Below are 23,131 nucleotides of genomic sequence, written 5' to 3'. Positions count from 1 at the left end.
CCCGGGGCGTGATCCACGTCCATTACCTCCTTATCATGGGCCAGAATGATCGACGGAGTCCAACCATGAACCCGGCCTTTTTGCCGCGAACGTTAACCGCAGCCCTATTGGCGCTGGTGGCCGCGCTGGTGCCCGCGCGCGGGCAGACCCTCGATAAGGTCTCGTTTGGAACCAACTGGGTCGCCGAAGCCGAGCATGGCGGCTTCTTCCAGGCGGTCGCCGACGGCACCTACAAGAATTATGGGCTTGATGTCACCATCGTGCCGGGCGGCCCCAACAGCAACAACCGCATGCTGCTGATCGCCGGCAAGCTCGACTTCTTCATGAGCGCGAACACGCTGCAATCCTTCGATGCTGTGACCAACAAGGTGCCGCTGGTGGCGGTCGCCGCCATCTTCCAGAAGGATCCGCAGGTCTTCCTGACCCATCCGGAATTCAAGATCGGCAAACTGGAGGATCTCAAACCGCTGACGCTGCTGGTGTCGAAGGAAGGCGTCGCGAGCTATTTCCAGTGGTTGAAGTCCGAGTATGGGTTTAGCGAGAGCAAGGTCAAACCCTACACCTTCAATTCGCAGCCTTTCATCGTGAACAAGCAAAGCGCGATGCAGGGATATGTCACCTCCGAGCCGTACGCGGTCGAAAAGGCCGCCGGCTTCAAGCCGAACGTCGTGCTGCTGGCCGATTACGGCTTCAACGCCTATTCGACCCTGATCGAGACCCGCACCGAGATCGTCGACAAGAAGCCCGACCTGGTGCAGCGCTTCGTCGATGCGTCCATGATCGGCTGGTACAATTATCTGTACGGCGACAACACGCCGGGCAATGCCATGATCAAGAAGCTCAATCCGGAAATGACCGATGAACTCTTGAAATATTCCACGGCCAAGATGAAGGAATACGGCATCGTCGATTCCGGCGAAACGCTGAAGGACGGCATCGGCGCCATGACCGACGCGCGCGTCGCCAGCTTCTTCGACAAGATGGTGCGCGCCGGCGTGGTTCGCCGCGATATCGACTATCGCCAGGCCTATACGCTGCGGTTCATCAACAAGGGCGTCGGCCTCAATCTGCGGCCGAAGAACTAGGCGTGATGGCCGGTCCCGCTTTGTCTGAAGCCGATGCGATGGCGGTGCGCCTTGGTGCCGTTACCAAGGTCTATGACAATGGCGTGGCCGCGCTTGGACCGCTCGACCTCGACGTCAGGCGTGGCGAATTCGTCTCCTTGCTCGGCCCCTCCGGCTGCGGCAAATCCACCGCCTTGCGGCTGATTGCGGGACTGACCACGCCGAGTTCAGGTGTGGTCGGCGTTTCTCGCCGCGCGAACGAAACCCGCGCGGGTCATGCCATCGGCTTTGTGTTTCAGGAGCCGACCCTGATGCCGTGGGCCAGCGTGCAGGACAATGTCCGGCTGCCGCTGAAGCTCGCGGGCATGCCGGCGACGGAAGCGGACAGGCGGATCAGCGAGGCGCTGGCGCAGGTGGCCCTGTCGGAGTTCGCCACTGCATACCCGCGCGAATTGTCCGGCGGCATGAAGATGCGGGTGTCGCTGGCGCGAGCGCTGGTCACCCGTCCGGATATCCTGCTGATGGACGAGCCGTTCGCCGCACTCGACGAGATCACGCGCTTTCGTCTCAACAACGATCTCCTGGAGCTGTGGCGCAAGCTGAATATGACGGTCATCTTCGTCACCCATTCGGTGTTCGAGTCGGTGTATCTGTCGCAGCGCGTGGTCGTGATGTCGTCACGGCCGGGGCGCGTCAGCGCCGAATTTCGCATCGACACGCCGGAGCCGCGGGTCGAGGACTTCCGGATGTCGGCTTCCTATGCCGCCTATTGCCGCGAGGTCTCACAAGCGCTGGTGCCCTCCTATTCGGAGCTAACAAGCGCATGAGTTCTTCACGGGATTTTGTTCGCTTTTTGCTACCCGTCGTGGTGCTCGCCGCCGGCATCGCGTTGTGGGAACTGGTGGTGCGCGTCAACGATATCCAGCCCTATGTGCTGCCGGGGCCGTCAGCCGTGTTCCAGACGCTGGTCGCGGACTGGCCGGTGCTGTCGGAATCCCTCGGCGTCACCTTGCTGACCACGCTGGAAGGCTTCATCGCCGCCGCCATCGGCGGCGTCGCGCTGGCGCTGTTGTTCAATCAATCGAAATGGCTGGAATATTCGCTGTTTCCCTATGCGGTGATCCTGCAGGTCACGCCTGTGATCGCGATCGCGCCATTGCTGCTGATCTATTTGCAGCAACAAACCGCGGTGATCGTTTGCGCATGGATCGTCGCCTTCTTTCCGGTGCTGTCCAACACCACGCTCGGGCTCAATTCGGTGGACCGCAATCTGGCCGGCCTGTTCAGCCTCTATGGCGCGTCACGGCTGCAGACGCTGCGGTATTTGAAATTGCCGGCAGCATTACCCTATATTCTCGGTGGATTGCGGATCGCAGGCGGATTATCTCTGATTGGCGCAGTGGTCGCCGAAATCGCGGCCGGGACGGCGGGCGCAGGCTCGGGCCTTGCGTTCCGTATTGCCGAGTCCGGCTACCGTCTCAACATTCCCCGAATGTTCGCCGCTCTGCTGTTGCTCTCCGTCGCCGGGATTGTCATCTATGGCCTGCTGGCGCTAATTTCGCATCTGGTACTGCGGCGCTGGCATGAAAGCGCGCTTCGAAAGGAAAACTGATGGCTGCCGGGAATATTTCGTCCGAAAAGATCGATTTGCTGGTCTATGGGCCAATCAGGCCGATCCTCGAAAACGGCTTTTCCGACCAATATGTACTGCACAAGGCGGAGAGCCGGGCGGATCTCGAACGGTTGACGCCCGACGTGCTGGCCAAGACCCGCGGCATGGCGGTGACCTATCATTCGGTGCCGGCCGACGCCAAGGCGTTGTCGCATTTTCCCAAGCTCGAGATTATCGCCAGCTTCGGCGTCGGCTACGACCATGTCGATTGCAACTATTCGCGCGAACACAATGTGGTCGTCACCAACACGCCCGACGTGCTGACCGAAGAGGTCGCTGACGTCGCGATGGGGCTGTTGATCTCGACCTTGCGCGAATTCGTCAAGGCCGATCGCTATCTGCGCTCGGGCCTGTGGCAGACGCAGAATTATCCGCTCAGCGTCGGGTCGCTGCGCGACCGCAAGGTTGGCATCGTCGGCATGGGTCGCATCGGCCAGGCGATCGGCCGCCGGCTGGAGGCTTCGCTGGTGCCGGTCTCCTATCATTCGCGCAATCCGTCATCGGCCGTCTCCTACAAGCACTATGGCGACCTGATGGAGATGGCGAAGGCGGTCGACACGCTGATCGTGATCGTGCCCGGCGGCGCCGCTACCGCGAAGATGATCAATGCCGACGTCCTCAAGGCGCTTGGGCCGCGCGGTGTATTGATCAACGTGGCGCGCGGCTCGGTGGTCGACGAAGAGGCGCTGGTCGCGGCGCTGAAGTCGGGAACGATCCTGGCGGCGGGGCTCGACGTGTTCGCCAAAGAGCCGAGCGTGCCGGATGAACTGAAGGCGATGCAAAATGTCGTGTTGCTGCCACATATCGGCTCAGCCTCGGTGGTAACGCGCAATGCCATGGATCAGCTCGTGGTCGATAACATCAAGAACTGGTTTGCCGGCAAGGCGCCACTGACGCCCGTGCCGGAAACGCCGGTGAAGGGGCGCTGATGCAAGCTGGCCGCCCAGGTGTCGCGGTTGCGGTGCTATCAGCGCTGCTCGCCGTTCTGCTTGCCCCAGGGTCGCCTGCGTGGTCGCAGGCGGCTCCGAGCCTGCAGAAAGACATGGTCGGCCAGTGGGAGCTTGCGACCACCGAGCGCAGCAAGACCTGCGTCGTTACGCTCAAGAGCGATGCGACACCGCAGGGCCTGAAGCTCGAACTTGAGCCGAGCTGCGCGGCGGCGCTGCCCTTCACCAAGGATATCACCGCCTGGAGTATCAAGGGCCTCGGCGACATCGTGCGGATGCAGGATGCCGCCGGCCAGCCGGTGATCGATTTCACCGAAGTCGAGAGCGGCATTTTCGAAGGGCTGCGGACCGGCGAAGGTGTCTACATCCTGCAGAATCTCGCGGCCGCCCGCTCGCTCGCCAAATCGATGGACCAGATGATCGGCGACTGGTCGATGGTGCGCGGCAATGGCAAGGCGATCTGCGGCCTGACGCTCACCAACACCGAGGCGACAGGCGATAATTTCCAGGTATTTTTGAAGCCGCGCTGCGATCCTGCGGTGGCGGCGTTCGCGCCCAACCAGTGGCGGCTTGATCACGGCCGGATGATATTGCTGTCGGCCAGCGGCCAGACCTGGCAGTTCGAGGCCGACGACAATGCGCAATGGCGACGGGTGCCCGACAGCGCCGATCCCCTGATCATGATCCGGGGACAGTAGGCACCATCGGCGCCGACCCCGACGACAGGAGGGTCCGGCGGAACCTTTTCGCTGTCGCCGCCTTTCTTCGAACCACTATGCCACAGCGATCACCAATTGGTGTCGCCAGGTCCCGCGCACGCGGTTCGATCGTGTGGAAGCTGAACCGCGGCGGGCCGGGAACCGTAGGGATCAGTCATGTCGCTCTTTGGCTATGTCAGGCGCATGTTGATGGCGCCCACTACGCTGCTGGTTTTGATGGCCGCTGGATCGGCTTCGGCGCAGTCATCGGTTCCGCCCCAGCTAGCAGGCTGGTGGATCGCGGTCGACAACATCGCCTTTCCGCCGCTGTGGCGGGACGGCACCATCGTGCCGATGGAGGAGCTTGTCATCATTGAGGGCGACGGGCGGTTCGAGAACCGCATGATGGGATTTTACGGTATCGATCCCGGCTATTGCGCCAAGGAAAATCTCTGCAGCGATGCTCCGCTGATTGCCACCGGACGGCTCACGCTTTCAGGTTCGACCCGCGCCACCAGCAACGGACAGACTTTTGAGCCCGGCAACAAACTCCTGCTCAGCGAAATCAGTACAGCGGCGAACCGAATTGACTCGCCGCGTGGCGATCCGATCATCCGCGCGCGCAGCGTGAGCGCAACAAGTGCCTGGATGGTCGAGGGTCGGGTGGATGTGGACGACGGCATGCTTTTGTTGCGTCGGGCCGCAGGCGAGGAGCCACGCGCCTTCGTCAAGATAGCGCCCGAGAAATTGCGCCGGCTGCGCGCGGGCATCATGGTGTCCAACCTCTCCGCCCTGCAGCATTGGCGCTGCTATCTCGCTTCCGCCACCGGCGGAGACGTCAGGTTGATGCCGCTGCGCAATGACAAGCCGATGCTGCCCGCGGTCCGCGACTACATCGCGGCTGCGCACTACTACTTGACCGCACTGACCTACGCGAACCGCCCAATGGCCGATGATCCCGATCCCGCCCAGCGTCGGCTTGCCGGGGTCGCGCTTGAGGACCTGATGACCGGATCGCTGGCAAAGCTGCCGCAGCCCAGGACCGTTCAGGAGCGGCGCGAGGTCAAGGCGGTTGCAAGATATCTCACCGTGGTGGTCAAGGGCGAGCAGCCCGAGGCGGCAAAGGCCATGATGGCGCGGGAATTCCCCGGCGTCCCATTGCGCCAGGATCTGGCCGAACCGGAAATATTGGCGTTGACGACCTATTTGCGCGGCGGCGCGGATCGAAACCGCCTGTTTTGCGCTGGATGAGGCCGATATTACTGCCGAGTCCGCGCTGATCTGGGATCGCCGCGTCCATTGGCCCTCTCGAAAAATTCTCAAAACCCCTGTCGATTCCCGGCAATCCCGTTCGTCGTCTTGAATAGCGGGACAGTTCCGCGGGCTGGGTGCCTGCGGCTCGCCTCAAACAGGAGTTTTTCATGCGCTTCATGTCGATCGTCATGTCGTCCCATCCGCCCGCAGAGCCGCCGGCAGCAATGATGGAGGCGATGAACAAGCTCGCCGACAGGGAAATCAAGGCCGGCCGCATGCTGGACACCGGCGGGTTGATGCCGCTGGCGATGGGCGCGCAGGTGCGCATCACCGACGGCAAGCTCAGCGTCGTCGATGGCCCGTTTGTGGAGGCCAAGGAAGTGATCGGCGGCTACGCGATATCAGAACTGCGCAGCAAGGAAGAGGCGGTGGCGCTGGCGAAGGAATTCATGCAGCTCCACGTCGATCACATGCCGGGCTGGGAAGGGACGTGCGAGATTCGCGCGTTCTTCGACGGCGCGCCGGGCGAGTGTTCCTGATCATCGCCGTTCGCCATCCCGGCCGCCGCTAACCAGCGATAGCGGTGGCTAACTCACAAGGGAGCTCTTCACATGCGCTTCATGTATATCGTTGTCCACCCCACACCGCCGACGCCCGAATTGATGGCGGCCGTGCACAAGCTTGCCGAACGCGAAATCAAGGCCGGCCGCATGGTCACCAGCGGTGCGCTACAACCTAGGACGTTGGGCGCGCAGGTACGGATCACGGATGGCAGGCTTGGTGTCGTCGACGGGCCGTTCGTCGAAGCCAAGGAAGTGATCGGCGGCTATGCGATCTTCGAACTCCGCGACAAGCAGGAGGCGATCGAGAAGGCGGTCGAGTTCATGCAGGTTCACCGCGATTACATGCCGGGTTGGGAGGGCACGTGCGAAGTCCGCGCTTTTGTGACGGCGGATTGGGAGGCGGCCTGCTCGGTCAGCGCGCGGGCCGCCTCTTGAATCCCACACCATGCAAGCACCGTCGGCGGCGATGACCGCCGCCGACATCCATCGCACCGTCGTCGCCGTCTGGCGCATCGAGCAGCCGCGGCTGCTCACCAGCCTGTCGCGGATGCTGCGCGACGTGCCGCTGGCCGAAGACCTGACGCAGGAAGCGCTGCTGGCGGCGATCGAGCATTGGCCGGTGACGGGCGTTCCGGAAAAGCCCGGCGCCTGGCTGATGGCGATCGCCAAAAGGCGGGCGCTGGATCAGCTGCGCCGCCGCCAGATGCTCACCCGCAAGCACGAGATCGTGGCGCGGGACATGGAGCAGGAACAGCAGGCCATGCCCGATTTCGACAGCGCGCTCGACGACGATATCGGCGACGAATTGCTGCGGCTGATCTTCACCGCCTGCCATCCGCGTCTGTCGCGCGAAGCCCGCGCCGCGCTGGCGCTGCGGATGATCTGCGGCCTGACCACCGACGAGATCGCACGCGCCTTCCTGCTGCCGGAGGCGACCATTGCTCAAAGGATCGTGCGGGCAAAGCGGACGCTTTCGGAATCAGGTCTCGCTTACGAGACCCCGCGCGGCGAGGAGCTTTCCGAAAGGCTCGCTTCCGTGCTTGAGGTCGTCTACCTCATCTTCAACGAGGGCTATACGGCAGCCCGCGGCGACGAATGGCTGCGGCCGCAGCTCTGCAACGATGCGCTGCGCATGGGCCGTGTGCTGACCTCGATCGCACCGCAGGAGTCCGAGGCGCACGGCCTGCTGGCGCTGATGGAATTGAATGCCTCGCGCATCGCCGCGCGCACCGATCAAGCCGGCGATCCGATCCTGCTGATGGACCAGAACCGCGGACTGTGGGACCAGCTCCAGATCCGCCGCGGCATGTCGGCACTGGCGCGGGCGCACGAACTCGGCGGCGCCGCCGGTTTCTATGCCCTGCAGGCGGCGATTATCGCCTGCCACGTTCAGGCATCGACGCCCGATGAGACACCCTGGCCGCGCATTGCGGAGCTTTACGCTGAACTGGCGGCTCTGGTGCGCTCGCCCATCATCGAACTCAACCGCGCCGTTGCGGTCGGCATGGCCGAGGGACCGGCGGCAGCGCTCGTGATCGTGGACCGTCTCGCGCACGAGCCCGCGCTGAAGGCCTATCATCTGCTGGGAAGCGTTCGCGGCGATCTCCTGCACAAGCTCGGCCGCTTCGAGGAAGCGCGCGCCGCGTTCGAGGCGGCTGCCAGTCTCGCCGGCAACAAGCGCGAGCAGGAATTGTTGAAGCGGCGCGCCGCGAAAGCGGGCGTAACAGCGGCGTCCTGACTCCGAAACGGGCGCGCAAATCGCATCTCCGAAGGTCCGGAATGGAATTCCATCCGGAGAGGCGGTATTTAGCCGCTGCGGGCATAATCTGCTTGACGCAACCTCTGGAAGTCGCAACTATTAATTGTTATTATTACCTAATGACTTTCAGGGAGAGCACGAATGCGCGCGCGTTATCATGGCGAACCAATCTCATCCTTAGAAGCGAAGTCCCTGCCCAAGGCGCTGCCAGGTGCGCCGGTGAAACCCACCGTTGGATTTATGTTCGGTGATCTCGCCGGCGATCCTGCCAACCGACTGCCGGAAGGTCCGATCACCATCGATGCACTGTCCAAGCTGGGATTCGCGATGGCGGAGGACCCGTCGAACGAGCAGAGCCAGATTCCCGCCGCCTATACCTATTTCGGGCAGTTCATCGATCACGACATCACCAAGACAGTTTTCGATCCGGCGATCCAGGCGCCGGGCGTGTCCGACATCATCGAGGCATCGACCTTCATCCCTCTTTCGCAGGGCGACGCGATCGCCAGGGTTAGCAACGCCCGCACGGCGATCCTCGACCTCGACAGTGTTTACGGCGGGTTGGCGCAGGATGCCACGCAAGAGAACGGCGAGATGGAGCTTGGCGACGTATCGCCGGCGCCGTTTGGCACGATCCGCACCGCGAGCAAGAAGCACGACCTGCCGCGGCGGCCACTTATCCCAAATCCGGTCACGGATGACGAAAAGGATCTGGATCGCCAGGCGCTGATCGGCGATCCGCGCAACGACGAGAACCTGCTGGTCGCCCAATTGCATGTCGGGATATTGCGCTCACACAACGAACTGATGCAGCGGGGCGCGGACGGCGCGTCGGCAAAAACCATGATCCGGCGTCGTTATCAATGGGCGGTACTGCAAGATTTCCTGCCACGCGTCTGCGACCCAACCGTCGTCAAGGACGTCCTCGACAACGGACCAAAGCTCTGGAAAGTGGCAAGCGCCAAAGACCTGTTCATGCCGCTTGAATTCTCCACCGCTGCATATCGGTTTGGGCATTCGATGATCCGGGCCGATTACTCGCACAACTCGACCTTCAATCCCGATGGAATCCCGGCAACCTTCAACTTCCTCTTCACCTTCACGGCGCTGTCCGGCGATCTGCAACCGGGTCCCGGGCAGGACGGGGAGTTTCCGACATTGCCGGATAATTGGATCATCGAGTGGCCGCGCTTCTTCGGCACCGACGCCAACAAGGCATCGATCAATCCGGCGCGCCGGATCGACGCCAACCTGACCCCAGAACTCGGCAGTTTGCGCGACGTCCAGGGCAACCCGATTGCTACCCTGATGGGAAAACTCGCGGCGCGGAACCTGCTTCGCGGCTATCTGCTGGGGCTGCCGACCGGGCAGGCGGTCGCCAACCGCATGGGCGTTCCGCCGCTCTCGCGCGACGTGATCAAGAGCGCAACTCCGTCCGGACTGAGCGCGACGATCGAAGCGGCGGGCCTCTTCGAGAGGACCCCGTTATGGTTCTATATCCTCGCTGAGGCAGGCGCCCCGAAACCAGGCGGACCTGACGGCCAGCATCTGGGCCCTGTTGGCAGCCGTATTGTGGCCGAGACCCTTTTTAATCTCGCTAAGTTTGCGACCGACAGCGTGATCGCTTCCCCGCCGACCAAGGAAGAGTTGGCGACCGGCGAGTTCACGCTCAAAGGCCTTATCAAGATCGGCCAGGATCCCATGATGGCTCCGCTTGCACAGTAGCAGGCCGCCGTCGCTCTGAGCGGTGGAGGTGTTGATGCGCGCGGCTGCTCGGCTGCAGCCGCGCCTGTTGAGAGCAAGGGGCGATACGAATGCCGGAAATTGACAAGGCGATCATTACCAACCGCGCCGCCGTCGTTGCCAAGTATGGCGTCGCCGGCGCCGCTTCGGTCCGACAGACCATTGAGCGCCTGATTGCGGCTGACGCGGCGCGAGGTCTGACCTCCGTGGTCTTTGAGATCGACGATGCGGCTCAAATGGCGGCGGTGAACGGAAATGCAGTCATCAACGCCAGCGACGAGCGCGGCGCCAAGCAAGCGGTCGACGCGATCTACGTCCGCGAGACCCCGGATTATATCCTGCTGCTGGATGGTCCGGACGTGGTTCCGCATATCACGCTGAATCCAGTCGCCGGCATCACCGACGCCGATCCATCGATCGCAAGCGATTTGCCGTACGCATGCGCCGCCGCCTTCGGCAAGAAGGCGCAGGCCTATCTCGGCGTGATGCGTGTGGTGGGCCGTCTGCCCGCAGCATTGAGCGAGACCGATCCTCAGCGACTGATCGAACTGATCGATCACAGCATCCGGCACACCGGCCGGTCGGGCGCCGATTACTCCCGCTATTTCTCGATCAGCACCGAAGTCTGGCAGCAATCGACCCAACTCAGCCTGTCGTCCCTTTTTGGCGATCACACGTCGCTGTTTCTGGCGCCGGCGCATGGTCATCCCGCGATCGATCCATCGCTCGCCCATCTGGTTCATTTCATCAATTGTCATGGGGCGACCACGGATTCACGATTCTACGGCGAGAGCGCCGGCGCGTTATCGACCGCCATGGAGAGCCAGCTTCTCCAAGCTCAGGGTGTGACGGCCGGGACGGTGGTGGCTGCGGAGTGCTGTTATGGAGCGCAGCTCTATAACTATCGAACGTTCGGGCATCATCCGCCAATTTGCATGACCTATCTCGGAAAGGGAGCCGCGGCCTTCCTGGGTTCGACCAACATTTCCTACGGTCCGCCCAAATCGAACGCGCAAGCGGACCTGATGACGCAATATTTTCTCGAGGAGATCCTGGCGGGCGCCTCGACCGGCCGCGCGATGTTGCAGGCCCGGCAACGCTTTGTGCAGACCCAGACCATGGCCAGCCCCGTCAATCTCAAAACCCTGGCGCAGTTCGTGCTTTATGGGGATCCTTCCTTGCATCCCGTGCTCGATGCAGAGCCTGCACGGAAGTCGGTATCGGGCCTTGTTGCAGCAGCCCCGGCAGAGCTGGCCGTGGACGCGGCGAGCCAGCGCAAATTCCGGCGGATCGCGCTCGCAACCGAGGGAAAGACAATCGCGTCGTCGGCCTCGATGCCAGGGAAGAAGATCGATCCAAAGGAAGGATTGGAGGTGCTCGACAGATTTCGTGATATCGCTGCCGGCAAAGGCTATAACGATCCGCCCGATGTCCTGTCCGTGACCGGAGGCGCACAGTTCAGGAGCACCGGCAAGACGATGGAGAACGAGCGGCGCGTGGTGATTGCCACGAAGAAAAAGGACGGCCCGAAGGCTGTTTCGGGCGAACAATTCCCCTCGTATGAGATCATTGTCGGTCATATATTGGGGAGCGGCATCATCGCCGTCGAAGAATGCGAAAGCCGGTAGTATGGAGCCTAAACAGGTCGAACTCTCTGGCCAGGTGGTGCGGGAGCGTGTCGACGCCGGATCGAAGAGCGAGCGCGAGACCGTCGTTCTGAAAGCAGAGGACGGTGCGACCTATGTGCTGCGGCAGCGCGGGGGACCGGCGTATGGGGACAACAGTTTGGACGCTCTCGTGGGTTCCTCGATCACCACCAAAGCATTTAAGATTGACCAGACCCTGATCATGCAAGACTGGCACCTGAATAAATAGCCCTGCGGCCCGCGGCAGGTCCGTTCCACGCATGGATAGCGGGCCCTGGCCAGGCCTGCCCCTGCGGCAGGAAATCTTTCAGTAGATTCGCGACCGCCGCTTCCTCGCCCGGACTGACCGCCCAGAACGCGGTGACGACCAGGCTTTGGTTGGCGTTGTCGATTGCTGCCATGTTGTTCTCCTGTGAAGCATCCAGCGCCGCTACCGGCGACTGACATTCATCCTAGTTCGGACCACGACATCAATGCTTCGGCGTCAGTCGAAGTGTCATATCAAAGCGGGATTTGGAACCGGCGCGAGGATCCATGCGTTTGGTCAGCGAGCGCTTCACCCGATATGGAACCAACGCATGGCGGAAAAGACCGTGCTCGCGATCGGCATCGAGCCTTCCTTTGTGGATTTCAGCGCCTTTCCGGGGCTGACACCCGAACTCGTCAGGAATTTCATCGAGGCGCAGATCGAAATACTGCGCGCGCTCGGCTACGACGCGGAGAGCTGTCTGATCGATCCCAATGAGACCGCCGAGGCGATGACCGTTGCCGCGCTCAAATCGAGACATCTGGACTGCGTCGTGATCGGCGCCGGCCTGCGCGAGCCCGCGGAACGCCTGCTGCCGTTCGAGAAGATCATCAATCTCATCCTGATCCACGTGCCGCATGTCCGGATCTGCTTCAACACCACGCCGGCCGATACGGCCGAGGCGGTGCAGCGCTGGATCAGGTTGTGAATGGAAGCTTTCGGTCGGTCACCGTTCCCGCCCGACCGTCAACGCGGTAACGAGATCGATCGCCAGCGAGACGGTGACCGCGCCCGCACCGATCACGAACAGGGTCGTGTAATGTCCGCGGTATGTTCGAACAGATACGAAAGCCCATAGGCCGCGATCGCCTGAAACACCGCGAATGTCGTGGTGGCTTGCGCCCAGACCGCGCGCTGGCCGTTCGGGTCGTGAGGAATGAGCTCGTGAATGCGGCCGAGCACGAGCGGCACGATGCCGGGCGTAAAACCTCCGACGATGACGCTCGAAACGATCAGGGCTGCCGGAGCCGAACTCAGCGCCGGCAGCAGGATAGCGATCGCCTCGATCACGAATGCCACGCGTAGCGCTGGGCCAAACCCGGTGCGGTCAGCAAGATGGCCCGTCAGCAGCGGACCGATGGTGGCGCCGATACCGTACAGCACCCAGTAATGCGAGCCGGTTGAAATTCCCTGGCCGAGCCCGCGCGCGACGAAGTCGACCAGAAAGACCATGTGGGGCACAAGCGCCAAAGCGTTGAGGCCATATTCTGCGCTCAGCACGCGGACGACGGCCAGCTTCTTGCCGCGTACCGGGACATGGCCGCTCGAAGCGCGGTCGGCCGCCGAATTATCTGATGGCCAGGCCTTCCAGCTCACCAGCGTCAGCAGCGCCGACAAAACGCCGAGGCCATACCAGCTCTGCTTGACGCCTTGCTGCAGCAACAGCGGAACGAGCGTGCCGGAAGCCGCCACACCAAGGCCCACACCGGCGAAGATGACCCCGCCGACAAGACCTCTCTTGCCCGGTGCGACGTGCGGCAGGATGGTTGACGCCGCCAGAACCATGATCACGCCACCGCTCAGGCCGGCCAGAAACCGCCAGCCAAAGAACCAGATGAACGAGATCGGCATGGCACAGGCAAAGGCCGAGAGCGAGGCCAGCACCATCATCGCGCGCAATGCGCGAACGGAGCCTGCGCGGCTTCCGAGTTCGCGTGCGATCAGCGCGCCGGCCAGATAGCCCGCGAGATTGGCTGCTCCGAGATAAACCGCTTCCGCCGGGCTGAACCATTTCGCCGATATCAAGGCCGGGATCAGCGGCGTATAGGCAAAGCGGGCCAGTCCAAGCCCGACCAGCGATGCGCAAAGACCCGCCATTGCGGACAGCCACACCGGACCGCCCTCATTGCGATGTTCGGCCGTTGCCGCGTGGGCGGGGTGACCGAGATTCGTCCTCGTCATGGACATGGCTTAGAATCCTGGACGCCTCATGGAAAATGATGAGTTGAGATCGAAGCCATCGCTGTTGGCGATGACTTGCGATCTCGGGACACTCGTCGTCTACCCTGCGGAGCCCGCGCGCTCGCTCGCACGCTTCTTTCGGTAGTCGAGCACGGGAAGCCCGCCCCAACCCCAGTTGTCGGTCTCGACTTCGTCGATGACGACGAAGGTCGATTCCAGCGGCTTCTTGAGCACGTCGAGCAGCAGCTGGCTGACGCCCTTGATCAGTGCGGCCTTTTCTTCCCTAGTGGCTGCGTCGGCACCGCCTTCGGTGCCTTCGCGGGTGATCTGGATGGTGACGATGGGCATGTTCATTGTCCTTGCTGGAGTTGTTCCGAATGGCTGTCAGTGACCGGCGCTCTGGCCGCCATCGACATGCAGGATTTCGCCGGTGACGAAGGCGGCGCCTTCCAGGAACAGCACGGCGTCGACGATGTCCTTGGCTTCGCCCATGCGCCCGACCGGATGCAGATTGGCCAGGAATTCGTGCGTTTCAGGTTTGTGCATCGGGGTCTTGATGACACCCGGGGAGACAGCGTTGACGCGGATGCCTCGCTTTGCGTACTCGATCGCGAGCGATTTGGTGGCGGCGTTCAAGCCACCCTTGGTCAGCGAAGCCAGCACCGAGGGAACGTTGCTGTTGGCATGATCGACCAGGCTGGTCGTGATCTGCACGATGTGACCCGAACCCTGCTTCAGCATCTCGGCCGCGGCGAGCTTGCTGAGGTGGAAAAAGCTGCCGAGATTGATTGCAATCACCGATGCGTAATCTTCCGCGCTGTACTCGGTGAACGGCTTGGCGATGAAGATGCCGGCATTGTTGACCAGGGAATCGATGCGGCCGAAACGCTCCAGCGCCTGCGACACGATTTTCTGCGCGGTCGCGAGGTGGGAAACGTCGCCTGCGACGGTCAGAACATCCGGATCGCTGGACGGCTTGATCGAACGGGAATTGGCGACGACGCGGTAATTGCGGTCGCGATATCCCTTCACCAGATCCGCGCCGATGCCCTGCGATGCACCGGTGATGATGACGACTTTCTGTTCCTTACCCATGGTAGCCTCCTGATCTCTGTGAAGCGGCAGGTTTGCCGCCGGGCCGTGTGGCGCCGATGCAGATCAGGCTAGGCTCTTGCAGGGATCGCGCGAATGCCTGCTACTCGGAAGGCACTCTTCCGCTACGCGAACGAATGGCGCTGGCATTCTTGTCGGCCTCGTTCGAAAGCCGGGTGAAATACCGCTTGAGGCGCGGCGCGGCGAAATCGACAAAGGCGCGCACCTTCGGCACCGACAGACGCCCCTGCGGCGCCAGCAAATGAACCGGCAGCGGCGGGTGTTTGTCCTTGCCGAGCAGCAGTTGCAGCCGGCCGTCGCGGATTTCGTCGGCGATGTGATAGGAAAACAGCCGCGTGACCCCGTGCCCTTCGGTCACGGAGGCGATCGCCGCGCGAACCGTGTTGACGACCAGCCGCGGCGCGAACTGGACCACCCGTGGAACGGAGGATCCCTTCAGCGGCGGGAAGCTCCAGGAATCCAGCCCGAAATGGGTCATGGCGACAATCCGGTGCTTTGCCAGATCGGCCGGTTCGCGGATGACAGGATGCCGCGCCAGATATCCCGGTGACGCCGCGATCACGCGGCGAACTTCGCCGACACGGACTGCGACGAAATTCGAATCAGCGAGATGCGCGATGCGGAGCGCGACGTCGATGCCCTCGTCGATCAGGTTCACCGGCCGGTCGAGCAGAACGAGCCGCGCCGACACGGCCTGATGTTCGTTCATGAAGGCCTCGAGGATCGACCGCAGAATATCTTCACCGGTGATGATGGGCGCGGTCAGGGTCAGCGTGCCGCGTGGCGCCGAGCGCTCGCTGCCGGCGACGAGATCGGCCTCCTCGAGTTCGACGAGGACGCGGCGGCACGCCACGACATAGCGCTCGCCGGCCTCGCTCAGCTTCAGCGACCGCGTGGTGCGATGAAGCAGTTCAGCCCCGACATGGATCTCGAGGAAGGCGATCGCGCGGCTCACGGCGGCCGGTGATCGGCGCAGGCGCCGGCCGGCACCGGCGAGGCTGCCCTCGTCGACGGCGGAGACAAAGACTTTCATCGCGTCGATGCGGTCCATTTGGTCTTCCGCCTGGGGAAACACTGGCCGTCCGGTCATAGGCATTCTTCCGCGGATCGGCAAGGTGGGTAAGCGGCTGACGAATGTAGCTCCGGTGTCGAGCTCGGTTGCGGTGCGCAGCGGCGATTGACATTCCGATCCCAGGTCGCAAATGATTGAGCCCACAATCAAGCGGCGAAGCGCTCATGCCAAACATACGATCTGCCGTCTCAAGGACCGCGCTCGGCATCTTCGCTCTGGCGGCCCTGATCTGCGGCCCCGCAGCATTTGCTCAAGCGGCAGCAGAAGGCGTCTGGCCCACCCGGCAATGGCAAACTTCCTCGCCGGAAGAGCAGGGCATGGATTCGATGGCGCTCGCCGACCTGCTCGATTTCGGGAAAACCCGCAGCCTCGACAGCCTGTTGCTGGTTCGGCGTGGACGCATCGTGCTGGACGCCTATTACGCGCCATATACGGCCGACATTCCGCACCGGATAAACTCTTCGACCAAGGCGGTGGTCGGAACGTTGGCGGCGATTGCCCACAAGGATGGCCTGCTTGATAGCTTCGATCATCCGGTGCTGGATTTCTTTGGCGATCGCAGCGTCGCAGATGCCGACGACAGAAAGAAAGCCATCACGGTTCAGCACCTGTTGGATATGACATCGGGAATCGACTGGAAGGAGCCGCTGGACGGGCGTCCGGATTCGGTCATCGAAATGAGCCGCCAGAAGGACTGGATCAAATTCATTCTTGATCGTCCGATGTCGGGCGCGCCGGGAGAGGCCTTCAACTACAACAGCGGCGGCACGCACCTGCTGTCCGGCATCATCACCAAGCTCACCGGCATGAGCGCGGCGGACTATGCGAAGGCCAAGCTGTTCGGGCCGCTCGGGATCACCGTCTCGAACTGGTGGCGTGATCCCCAGGGTAACTCGACCGGCGGATACGGTCTGGCCTTGCTGCCGCGCGACATGGCGAAGATTGGCTATCTGTATTTGCGCAACGGCCAATGGGAGGACAAATCGCTGCTTCCACCCGGCTGGATCGACAAGGTGAGCCACGCCACCGTGAACATGAATATGCCGAGAGCGCCGGATCTGCGGTATTCCAATTTGTTCTGGGCGCTTCCCGACAAGCACGTCTACATGGCGAACGGATACCATTGCCAGCTCATCATGGTTTTGCCCCGGCTTGATATCGTCGCGGTGACCACCGCCAGGGATTTTTGTCCGTTAGGCAGGCTGGCTGATCTGATTTCTGGCGCCGTCAAATCCGAAACGGCATTGCCCCCTGACACCGCCGCCTCGAATCGGCTCGCGGACAAGATTCGCGAGATATTGACCGAGAAGGCGACGGAAATTGGCGAAACGCCGGGGACCGCAGCCGCGGTCTCGGGACGTGCCTACAAGTTTTCGGCCAATGCGCTGAACGTGAAATCGATATCGCTGATCCTCGCTCATCCGAGCCCGCACTACGACCTCGAGTTATACGCATCCGATCCGAGCCAGCCGTCACGCCGGTTTATCGGTCCGATTGGACTTGATGGTCTGTATCGCAAGGCAGACTCGATCGTCGGCGGCGTATTTGCGACCAAGGGGAAGTGGTTGAACGGCTCCACGTTTGAGATTGAGCGGCAGGCGGTGGGAATGGACGAGCTACAGAAGTGGACCCTGTCGTTTGACGGCGACAAGCTTCACCTTCGCGGCAGAGACAGGACCGGCCGCGAAATTTCGGCCGATGGCGAAGCCGGCGGCTAATCGGGAAAAAAACCGGTTGTGCGGCAGGCGTTTCGTCCAGGCCTCGATATCGCCGCGCAGAAAACTATTCGCTCGGGCTGATTGCGATGATGATCGCATCCGACGGGACGCCGCTGACCTGCAGCGTGAACGGGGTGGCACCAAGCTCCAGGCGCAGGCTCTTCCGCAATCTCGGGCAATCGCTTCGCCCGGTGCTGCCGACGGAGCGTGCATAGCGTCCGTCCTGGACGATATCGATCCACGCGTCCTCCGAGAGGGTCACCTGATAGATGCCTGGCCGCTCGGTCGCCGGAAATCGAACGGAGCCGCCAAACCATCGTTCGATCCGCGGCTTTCGCTCCGGCGGCATTTCGAATGCCGCCTGACCACCCGGCTGCAGCCTAATCGCAATGGCGGCCTTCGGAAATGCTGCGAGCGTTGCGCCGGACGCGACGCTCGTTTTGTCGGATGCCGCAAACCATGCGCGTTCACGCGCCAGCGACCACGCGAATTTATCGCAGCCGTCGTCGGCCGCGCTCGCTTGTGTGAGCATCGCAAGGAGCGTGATGCCGAGCAGGTCGATGCGGCGCATCTTCAATCCATCCCCTATGGCGCTGCGCCCGGCGCGGCAAAACCGTGCTTGGCGAGCAGCTGCTGGCCCTCGGTCGAAAGAATGAACAGCGCGAATTTGTAGGCGGGCGCCGACGCGTCGTTAATCACGGTCAGTCCGTAGTCGGCGCCGACCGCCAGCGTGTCGGGAAGGCCGACGATCTGCTGCGCCGGATTTTCCTTTTGCGCCGCCAGCGCGCCGGTGCAATAGGTCAGGAAGATGTCGGCGGCGCCCTGTGCGAGCAAATTGCCATAGATCGAGCGGTCTGGAGGTGCCGGGGGGCTGGTCGGCCCACCGGTGAGCTGCAGCGCTTTCTTGTCGAGCAGGGCGTAGGCGCCGGGTTTGATCTTGTCGGCCTTGCGAAACACTTCCCAGGCATAGTCGCCTGACGGGTCGGCGCGCGGCGTCGAGGTGCCGAGCTTGATCCCAGCGTCGAGCATCCGGTCGAGCAGCGTCGCGGGCTCGATTGCGAGTCCCGGCCTCACCAGCGCGCACAGCTTGTTACGCGCGAACAGCACCGCCGGGCCGCTGCGTTTGGCGAGCGCCAATGCCCGCGGGTGCTCCATGTTGGCGGAGGCGAACACTTCGGCCTTGGCGCCGCCGGCGATCTCGTCCTTCAATAAACCCGATGCGCCGAACTTTGACTTTACCCTGGTCCCGGTTGCGGCCTCGAAACTTGCCGCAACGTCGCTTAGCGCGCCGCGCAGGCTGCCGGCGGCATGAAGCAGCACCTGATCTTCCGCAATGGCTGGTGCTGACATCAACGCGAGAACCGCAAGGCTTGCAAAAAGGCGAATGCGCATCAGGCGCCCGGATCGCTGGCATTGGGATAGAACAGCTGCTCGCCGTTGATCTTGAAATCGGCGATCGCCTTCTGGCCCTCGGTTGAGACCAGCCAGTCGATGAATTGCTGGCCGAAATCCTGCTTGACGTTCGGATGCTTCGCCGGATTCACCAGCATGACGCCATACTGGTTGAACAGCCGCTTGTCGCCTTCGACCTCGATGACGAGTTCGCCCTTGTTCTTGAACGAAAGCCAGGTGGCGCGATCGGTCAGCACATAGGCGTTTGACGCCGCCGCAGTGTTGAGCGCGGCACCCATGCCCTGGCCGATCTCCTTGTACCAGGGGCCCTTGTCCGTCGCGATGTCGATGCCGGCGACCTTCCAGAGATTGAGCTCGGCCTGGTGCGTGCCGGACTTGTCGCCGCGCGAAATGAAGTCGATGCCTTTGTCCTTGAGCGTCTTGAACGCGGCGACGATGTCCTTTGATCCTTTGATGCCAGCAGGATCGCTTTTCGGGCCGACCAGGACGAAGTCGTTGTACATGACAGGGTAACGCTTGACGCCAAAGCCTTCGCTGAGGAATTTTTCTTCCGCCGCCTTGGCGTGGACGAACAGCACGTCGGCGTCGCCGCGGCGGCCGGTATCGATCGCCTGGCCGGTGCCCTGCGCAACGACCTTCACGTCGATTCCGGTCTTGGCCTTGAACATCGGCAGCAGATGGCCGAACAGGCCGGAATCCTGCGTCGAGGTGGTCGACGCCACCAGGATCGATTTGTCCTGCGCGAAAGCGGAGCCAGCGAAAACGACGCTGGCGGCGATCGCCATCAGCAAGCGGCGAGTAAACATTTCATGTCCTCCAAAAGATCAGTCAAACGAGCAGTTCGCCGGCGATGAACGTTTTCGCTTCGCCGGTTTGTGGTGTGTTGAAGAATGCTGCCGCCGGACCGGTTTCGATCACGCGGCCGCGGTGAAGCATGACGATGTCGCCCGCCAGCCGCCGGGCTTCGCCGAGGTCATGGGTCGCCATGACGATTTTGATGCCGCGCTGGCTCACCGCATGGACGACGTCCTCGATCGCCTTGGTGGCAGCGGGATCGAGGCTCGCGGTCGGCTCGTCCAGAAAAAGGATGGCGGGGTCGCGGGCGAGCGCGCGCGCCAGCGCAAGCCGCTGCTGCTCGCCGCCCGACAGCCGGCGCGCGGGACGATCCGCCAGTTGCCCGAGACCGACCAGTGCCAGCAGCTCATCGATCCGGCTTTGCTGTTCCGTCCGTCCGACGCCCGATGCGCGCAAGGCGTAGCGGATATTGCCGCCTGCGCTCCGCCGCAGCATCGCCGGGCGTTGCAACACGATGGCGCGCCGCGTCGGCGGGACATCCTCCCGTCCTCCCCACGTCACGCGCCCCTGTGATGGCCTCACCAGTCCCATCGCCGTGCGCAAGAACGTGCTTTTTCCCGAACCGTTTGGCCCGATCAGGATGGTCGGCGTTCCCGGGTTCAGCGTGAGGCTGATGCCGTCGAGGATCGTTACCGCGCCGGCGGCGACGGTGACGTTCTCGAACCTGATCGGCAGATCGGAAACTGGCGCGCGCATGGTCACCCCGCCATTCGCTCGCCTGCGCGGCGGGCGGTCCAGGCGAGCGCGTTGACCGCGATCACGATCGCGATCAGCACCATGCCGAGTCCGACGGCCAGCGGCAGGTCGCCCTTGGACGTTTCCAGTGCGATCGCGGTCGTCATGGTGCGGGTGAAGCCGTCGATATTGCCGCCGACAATGATGATGGCGCCGACCTCGGCCGCTGCCCGGCCAAAGCCGGCAAGCAATGCGGTGACGAGGCTGAAGCGCGCATCCCAGATCAGCGTCGCCACCCGGCCGACCGGGCCGACATTCATCGCGTTGAGTTCGTCGCGGTATTCGAGCCACAGATCTTCGATGGTCTGGCGCGTGAGGGCCGCGATGATCGGGGCCACCAGCACCGTTTGCGCGATGATCATCGCCTTCGGCGTGAACAGCAGGCCCCATGAACCGAGCGGACCCGCACGCGACAGCGCCAGGAAAACCGCCAGCCCGACCACCACCGGCGGCAGGCCCATCAGTGCGTTGAGCACGACGATGACGGCCTGACGGCCGGGAAACTGGATCAGTGCCAGCGCGGCGCCGAACGGGATCCCGATCAGCGCGGCAAGGACGACGGCGGAAAGGCTGACGATCAGCGACAGCCGCACGATGGCCAGCAGCGCTGGGTCACCAGTCAGCACCAGCTGAAGTGCAGAAACATCGCCCGGCATCGAAATCCATTCCTTTGCGCATCTTGTGCAGAAGCCGCGGTTATGGTCAAACATCGTAACATATTCATATTCATGCATGTCTGTGCTTGTTTGCCATGGCCGATCTGCTCACCACCGACGAGGCCGCGACCTACCTGCGTCTGTCCGAGCGCAAGCTCTATGAGCTGGTCGCGCAAGGCGCGGTGCCGTGCACCAAGGTGACGGGACGGTGGCTGTTTCCGCGCTCGGCGCTTGACCGCTGGGTGACGGCCGGCCTGATCGCGCCGGCGGCGCTGACCCATGTCGCTGCGCCCCCGATCGTCGGCGGCAGTCATGATCCCCTGCTGGAATGGGCGCTGCGCGAGAGCGGCTGCGGCCTGGCGAGCCTGCCGGAAGGAAGCGAAGAGGGATTGCGGCGGCTGACGCGCGGCGAGGTAATGGCCACGGCGATCCATTTGCACGCCCAAGGAGGTGATGGAGATGACGCGCAGGTCAATATCGCAACCGTTGCTGGCGCACCGGGGTTGCACGATGCCGTCGTGATCTCGTTTGCGCGCCGCGAGCAAGGCATCCTGGTCGCGCCGGGCAATCCACTCGGGCTGAGCGATATCGCCTCGGTCGCGCGGACCGGCGCGCGCATGGCGCAGCGGCCGCTTGGCGCCGGCGCGCAACTGCTGCTGTTCGCGCTGCTGGCCCGCGCCGGCCTCGCAGCGCATGATCTCACTTTGTTGAAGCCGGCTTGCCCGACCGGAACCGACATCGCGCAGGCGGTGCGTTCCGGCCGCGCCGATTGCGGGATCGCGACACGGTCGGTCGCGCTCGCCGCCGCGCTCGAATTCCTGCCACTGACGTGGGAAAATTTCGATCTGGTGCTGCGGCAGCGCGATTACTTCCTGCCCGGGCCGCAGCGCCTGTTCGGCTTCCTGCGATCGGCGGCGTTCCGCGAGCATGCGACAGAACTAGCCGGCTACGACATCGACCGCGTCGGCGACGTTCTGCTGGTGAATTAGTTCCTGCCGGGCCGGGCCCAATGCTCCCTTGTCAACATCAGGCGCATGAGCTCGGCCTGACGCGCGAGCAGCGAAAGCGCACTCTTGAACGCACCGCGCGAGATGCCAACCGAGTCGCGCATGTCGCTTTCGTCCGCCTGCGCGCTGGCCGCAATCGCCAGATGTAAACGGGCCGTCTCTGCCGCAGAGGCGCCGCAAAGCACGCCGTCGTCGAGCCGCAGGCCATCGGCGAACGCGCTGTCGCAGGCCCGGTTGGCAAACAGGACGCGCGCCCTGAAATCGACGACGAGCACGCCCTGACCGATGCTGTCGAGCGCGGCGAAGGAATAATGGCGATCGAGCGCAAGGGTTTGCAGGCGATGGTTGAGCTGCACCGCCCGTTTCAAATGCGGCGCAATCGCCTCATAAAGCTTCAGGTGCTCCGGCCCGAACTCGTGTTTGCCGGGAACGACGAACTCGACGCGCCAGTCGTCGTCGGCCAGCAGCGTTGCTCCCATCACCGAGAGATACCCTTGCGGCCGCGACCATTCGTTGAAGAACGGGCTGGAATGCAGCGTCTCCTTGGGCAGCACCATGCGGTCGGTCACGACCGTCCCGACCGGCAGGCTCGCCGCCCGCTGCCAGAACAGATTGAGCGGGTGGTAGTACGCGCCATAGCTTTGCAGGAACGCCGGGTCGGTGCGGGGCGCCACCAGCCACGGGACGTCCCGCTGCGAGACCGCACTCAGCGAGGCATCGCCGGCGCCAAACGCATCGGCGATGGTCTGCAGCACCACGGGCCAGCGGTCGATATCCGCCGCCGCGCCATAGATCTGGTCGATCAGGGCGAGCAACTCGTCCTGGTTCATCGGCCCCCCGTGCCGCCATGCCGGCGGTCGCAATCGGACCAAAGCTTAGAGCCTGCAAGACAGCTGGCAAGGGACCACGTCACAATTTGGCTGGATGCTGGAAATGAGATGGTGGCCGTTCGAGACTCATGTTCGATCACGATTCTGCGTTTGGCGCCCGCTTGGCGGATTGAACGA

General features: G+C 63.0%; 26 protein-coding genes. 15 read left to right on the top strand and 11 right to left on the bottom strand.

Features of this window, described 5'->3' with window-relative positions; all coding sequences use genetic code 11:
* Positions 1 to 65: 65 nt before the first annotated feature.
* The 12 genes from JQ575_RS31750 to JQ575_RS31695 all read left to right on the top strand — a co-directional run bounded on the left by JQ575_RS31750 (position 66) and on the right by JQ575_RS31695 (position 11,575).
* Positions 66 to 1,085: an ABC transporter substrate-binding protein gene (locus JQ575_RS31750; RefSeq protein ID WP_212037119.1), complete on the top strand. Its 1,020-nt coding sequence runs from the start codon at positions 66 to 68 to the stop codon at positions 1,083 to 1,085.
* 5 nt (positions 1,086 to 1,090) lie between these two features.
* Positions 1,091 to 1,891: an ABC transporter ATP-binding protein gene (locus tag JQ575_RS31745; protein WP_212037118.1), complete on the top strand. Its 801-nt coding sequence runs from the start codon at positions 1,091 to 1,093 to the stop codon at positions 1,889 to 1,891.
* Entirely contained in the window at positions 1,888 to 2,676 is a 789-nt protein-coding gene (locus JQ575_RS31740) for an ABC transporter permease (protein WP_192739255.1), read from the top strand. The genes JQ575_RS31745 and JQ575_RS31740 overlap by 4 nt, the downstream gene beginning before the upstream one ends.
* Positions 2,676 to 3,665 (top strand): 2-hydroxyacid dehydrogenase, encoded by a 990-nt coding sequence (locus JQ575_RS31735; RefSeq protein ID WP_212037117.1) that lies wholly within the window; start codon positions 2,676 to 2,678, stop codon positions 3,663 to 3,665. Before JQ575_RS31740 ends, JQ575_RS31735 begins: the two co-directional genes overlap by 1 nt.
* Positions 3,665 to 4,381, top strand: a complete 717-nt coding sequence (locus tag JQ575_RS31730) for an AprI/Inh family metalloprotease inhibitor (protein WP_212037116.1) — start codon at positions 3,665 to 3,667, stop codon at positions 4,379 to 4,381. Before JQ575_RS31735 ends, JQ575_RS31730 begins: the two co-directional genes overlap by 1 nt.
* Before the next feature lie 177 nt (positions 4,382 to 4,558).
* The gene (locus JQ575_RS31725; protein ID WP_212037115.1) at positions 4,559 to 5,632 is read left to right on the top strand and encodes a hypothetical protein; all 1,074 of its coding nucleotides are present in this window, start codon (positions 4,559 to 4,561) and stop codon (positions 5,630 to 5,632) included.
* 170 nt (positions 5,633 to 5,802) lie between these two features.
* Positions 5,803 to 6,174 (top strand): YciI family protein, encoded by a 372-nt coding sequence (locus JQ575_RS31720; protein ID WP_192739251.1) that lies wholly within the window; start codon positions 5,803 to 5,805, stop codon positions 6,172 to 6,174.
* A 72-nt stretch (positions 6,175 to 6,246) separates the two neighbouring features.
* The gene (locus JQ575_RS31715) at positions 6,247 to 6,633 is read left to right on the top strand and encodes a YciI family protein (RefSeq protein WP_212037114.1); all 387 of its coding nucleotides are present in this window, start codon (positions 6,247 to 6,249) and stop codon (positions 6,631 to 6,633) included.
* Positions 6,634 to 6,664: 31 nt separating this feature from the next.
* On the top strand, positions 6,665 to 7,936 hold the full coding sequence (locus tag JQ575_RS31710) for an RNA polymerase sigma factor (protein WP_212037141.1): 1,272 nt from the start codon (positions 6,665 to 6,667) through the stop codon (positions 7,934 to 7,936).
* A gap of 162 nt (positions 7,937 to 8,098) precedes the next feature.
* Positions 8,099 to 9,682, top strand: a complete 1,584-nt coding sequence (locus JQ575_RS31705) for a peroxidase family protein (RefSeq protein WP_212037113.1) — start codon at positions 8,099 to 8,101, stop codon at positions 9,680 to 9,682.
* 89 nt (positions 9,683 to 9,771) lie between these two features.
* Positions 9,772 to 11,328 carry a C25 family cysteine peptidase gene (locus tag JQ575_RS31700; RefSeq protein ID WP_212037112.1) on the top strand — a complete coding sequence of 519 codons (1,557 nt, stop codon included), beginning with the start codon at positions 9,772 to 9,774 and terminating at the stop codon, positions 11,326 to 11,328.
* 1 nt (position 11,329) lies between these two features.
* Positions 11,330 to 11,575, top strand: coding sequence for a hypothetical protein (locus JQ575_RS31695; protein ID WP_212037111.1), 246 nt, complete (start codon positions 11,330 to 11,332; stop codon positions 11,573 to 11,575).
* Here JQ575_RS31695 and JQ575_RS31690 read toward each other — a convergent pair.
* On the bottom strand, positions 11,547 to 11,747 hold the full coding sequence (locus JQ575_RS31690; RefSeq protein ID WP_212037110.1) for a hypothetical protein: 201 nt from the start codon (positions 11,745 to 11,747) through the stop codon (positions 11,547 to 11,549). The genes JQ575_RS31695 and JQ575_RS31690 overlap by 29 nt on opposite strands.
* A gap of 177 nt (positions 11,748 to 11,924) precedes the next feature.
* On the opposite strand from JQ575_RS31690, the gene JQ575_RS31685 reads away from it, so the two are divergent.
* Positions 11,925 to 12,302, top strand: a complete 378-nt coding sequence (locus JQ575_RS31685; protein WP_212037109.1) for a hypothetical protein — start codon at positions 11,925 to 11,927, stop codon at positions 12,300 to 12,302.
* A gap of 92 nt (positions 12,303 to 12,394) precedes the next feature.
* On the opposite strand, the gene JQ575_RS31680 is transcribed toward JQ575_RS31685, so the two are convergent.
* The 4 genes from JQ575_RS31680 to JQ575_RS31665 all read right to left on the bottom strand — a co-directional run bounded on the left by JQ575_RS31680 (position 12,395) and on the right by JQ575_RS31665 (position 15,719).
* The gene (locus JQ575_RS31680) at positions 12,395 to 13,561 is read right to left on the bottom strand and encodes a YbfB/YjiJ family MFS transporter (protein WP_312016057.1); all 1,167 of its coding nucleotides are present in this window, start codon (positions 13,559 to 13,561) and stop codon (positions 12,395 to 12,397) included.
* A 93-nt stretch (positions 13,562 to 13,654) separates the two neighbouring features.
* Positions 13,655 to 13,903: a 4-oxalocrotonate tautomerase family protein gene (locus JQ575_RS31675; protein ID WP_212037108.1), complete on the bottom strand. Its 249-nt coding sequence runs from the start codon at positions 13,901 to 13,903 to the stop codon at positions 13,655 to 13,657.
* A 36-nt stretch (positions 13,904 to 13,939) separates the two neighbouring features.
* Positions 13,940 to 14,650 (bottom strand): SDR family NAD(P)-dependent oxidoreductase, encoded by a 711-nt coding sequence (locus tag JQ575_RS31670; protein ID WP_212037107.1) that lies wholly within the window; start codon positions 14,648 to 14,650, stop codon positions 13,940 to 13,942.
* Between the two features lie 100 nt (positions 14,651 to 14,750).
* On the bottom strand, positions 14,751 to 15,719 hold the full coding sequence (locus JQ575_RS31665; protein ID WP_212037106.1) for a LysR family transcriptional regulator: 969 nt from the start codon (positions 15,717 to 15,719) through the stop codon (positions 14,751 to 14,753).
* 185 nt (positions 15,720 to 15,904) lie between these two features.
* Between JQ575_RS31665 and JQ575_RS31660 the strand changes: the two genes are divergently transcribed.
* Positions 15,905 to 17,458 carry a serine hydrolase gene (locus tag JQ575_RS31660; protein ID WP_212037105.1) on the top strand — a complete coding sequence of 518 codons (1,554 nt, stop codon included), beginning with the start codon at positions 15,905 to 15,907 and terminating at the stop codon, positions 17,456 to 17,458.
* A gap of 64 nt (positions 17,459 to 17,522) precedes the next feature.
* Here the strand turns inward: JQ575_RS31660 and JQ575_RS31655 are convergent, their stop codons facing one another.
* Genes JQ575_RS31655 through JQ575_RS31635 form a run of 5 tightly spaced genes read right to left on the bottom strand, consistent with a single transcriptional unit; the run spans position 17,523 to position 21,117 of the window.
* Positions 17,523 to 18,029: a hypothetical protein gene (locus tag JQ575_RS31655; RefSeq protein WP_212037104.1), complete on the bottom strand. Its 507-nt coding sequence runs from the start codon at positions 18,027 to 18,029 to the stop codon at positions 17,523 to 17,525.
* Between the two features lie 14 nt (positions 18,030 to 18,043).
* Positions 18,044 to 18,850, bottom strand: a complete 807-nt coding sequence (locus JQ575_RS31650; protein ID WP_212037103.1) for a molybdate ABC transporter substrate-binding protein — start codon at positions 18,848 to 18,850, stop codon at positions 18,044 to 18,046.
* Complete coding sequence (locus JQ575_RS31645) at positions 18,850 to 19,677, bottom strand: extracellular solute-binding protein (protein WP_212037102.1); 828 nt, start codon at positions 19,675 to 19,677, stop codon at positions 18,850 to 18,852. The genes JQ575_RS31650 and JQ575_RS31645 overlap by 1 nt, the downstream gene beginning before the upstream one ends.
* A 22-nt stretch (positions 19,678 to 19,699) precedes the next feature.
* A complete protein-coding gene (locus tag JQ575_RS31640; protein ID WP_212037101.1) occupies positions 19,700 to 20,422 on the bottom strand; it encodes an ABC transporter ATP-binding protein in 723 nt (240 codons plus the stop codon).
* 2 nt (positions 20,423 to 20,424) lie between these two features.
* Complete coding sequence (locus tag JQ575_RS31635; RefSeq protein WP_212037100.1) at positions 20,425 to 21,117, bottom strand: ABC transporter permease; 693 nt, start codon at positions 21,115 to 21,117, stop codon at positions 20,425 to 20,427.
* Between the two features lie 95 nt (positions 21,118 to 21,212).
* Between JQ575_RS31635 and JQ575_RS31630 the strand changes: the two genes are divergently transcribed.
* Positions 21,213 to 22,106, top strand: coding sequence for a helix-turn-helix transcriptional regulator (locus JQ575_RS31630; protein WP_212037099.1), 894 nt, complete (start codon positions 21,213 to 21,215; stop codon positions 22,104 to 22,106).
* Here JQ575_RS31630 and JQ575_RS31625 read toward each other — a convergent pair.
* Positions 22,103 to 22,954 carry a hypothetical protein gene (locus tag JQ575_RS31625; protein ID WP_212037098.1) on the bottom strand — a complete coding sequence of 284 codons (852 nt, stop codon included), beginning with the start codon at positions 22,952 to 22,954 and terminating at the stop codon, positions 22,103 to 22,105. The genes JQ575_RS31630 and JQ575_RS31625 overlap by 4 nt on opposite strands.
* Between the last annotated feature and the right edge of the window lie 177 nt (positions 22,955 to 23,131).

Origin of the sequence: Bradyrhizobium sp. JYMT SZCCT0428, from assembly GCF_018131075.1 — a bacterium.
Taxonomy (GTDB): domain Bacteria; phylum Pseudomonadota; class Alphaproteobacteria; order Rhizobiales; family Xanthobacteraceae; genus Bradyrhizobium.
Note: the sequence above shows the minus strand (reverse complement) of the source record. Positions and strands in the feature narration are given on the sequence as shown.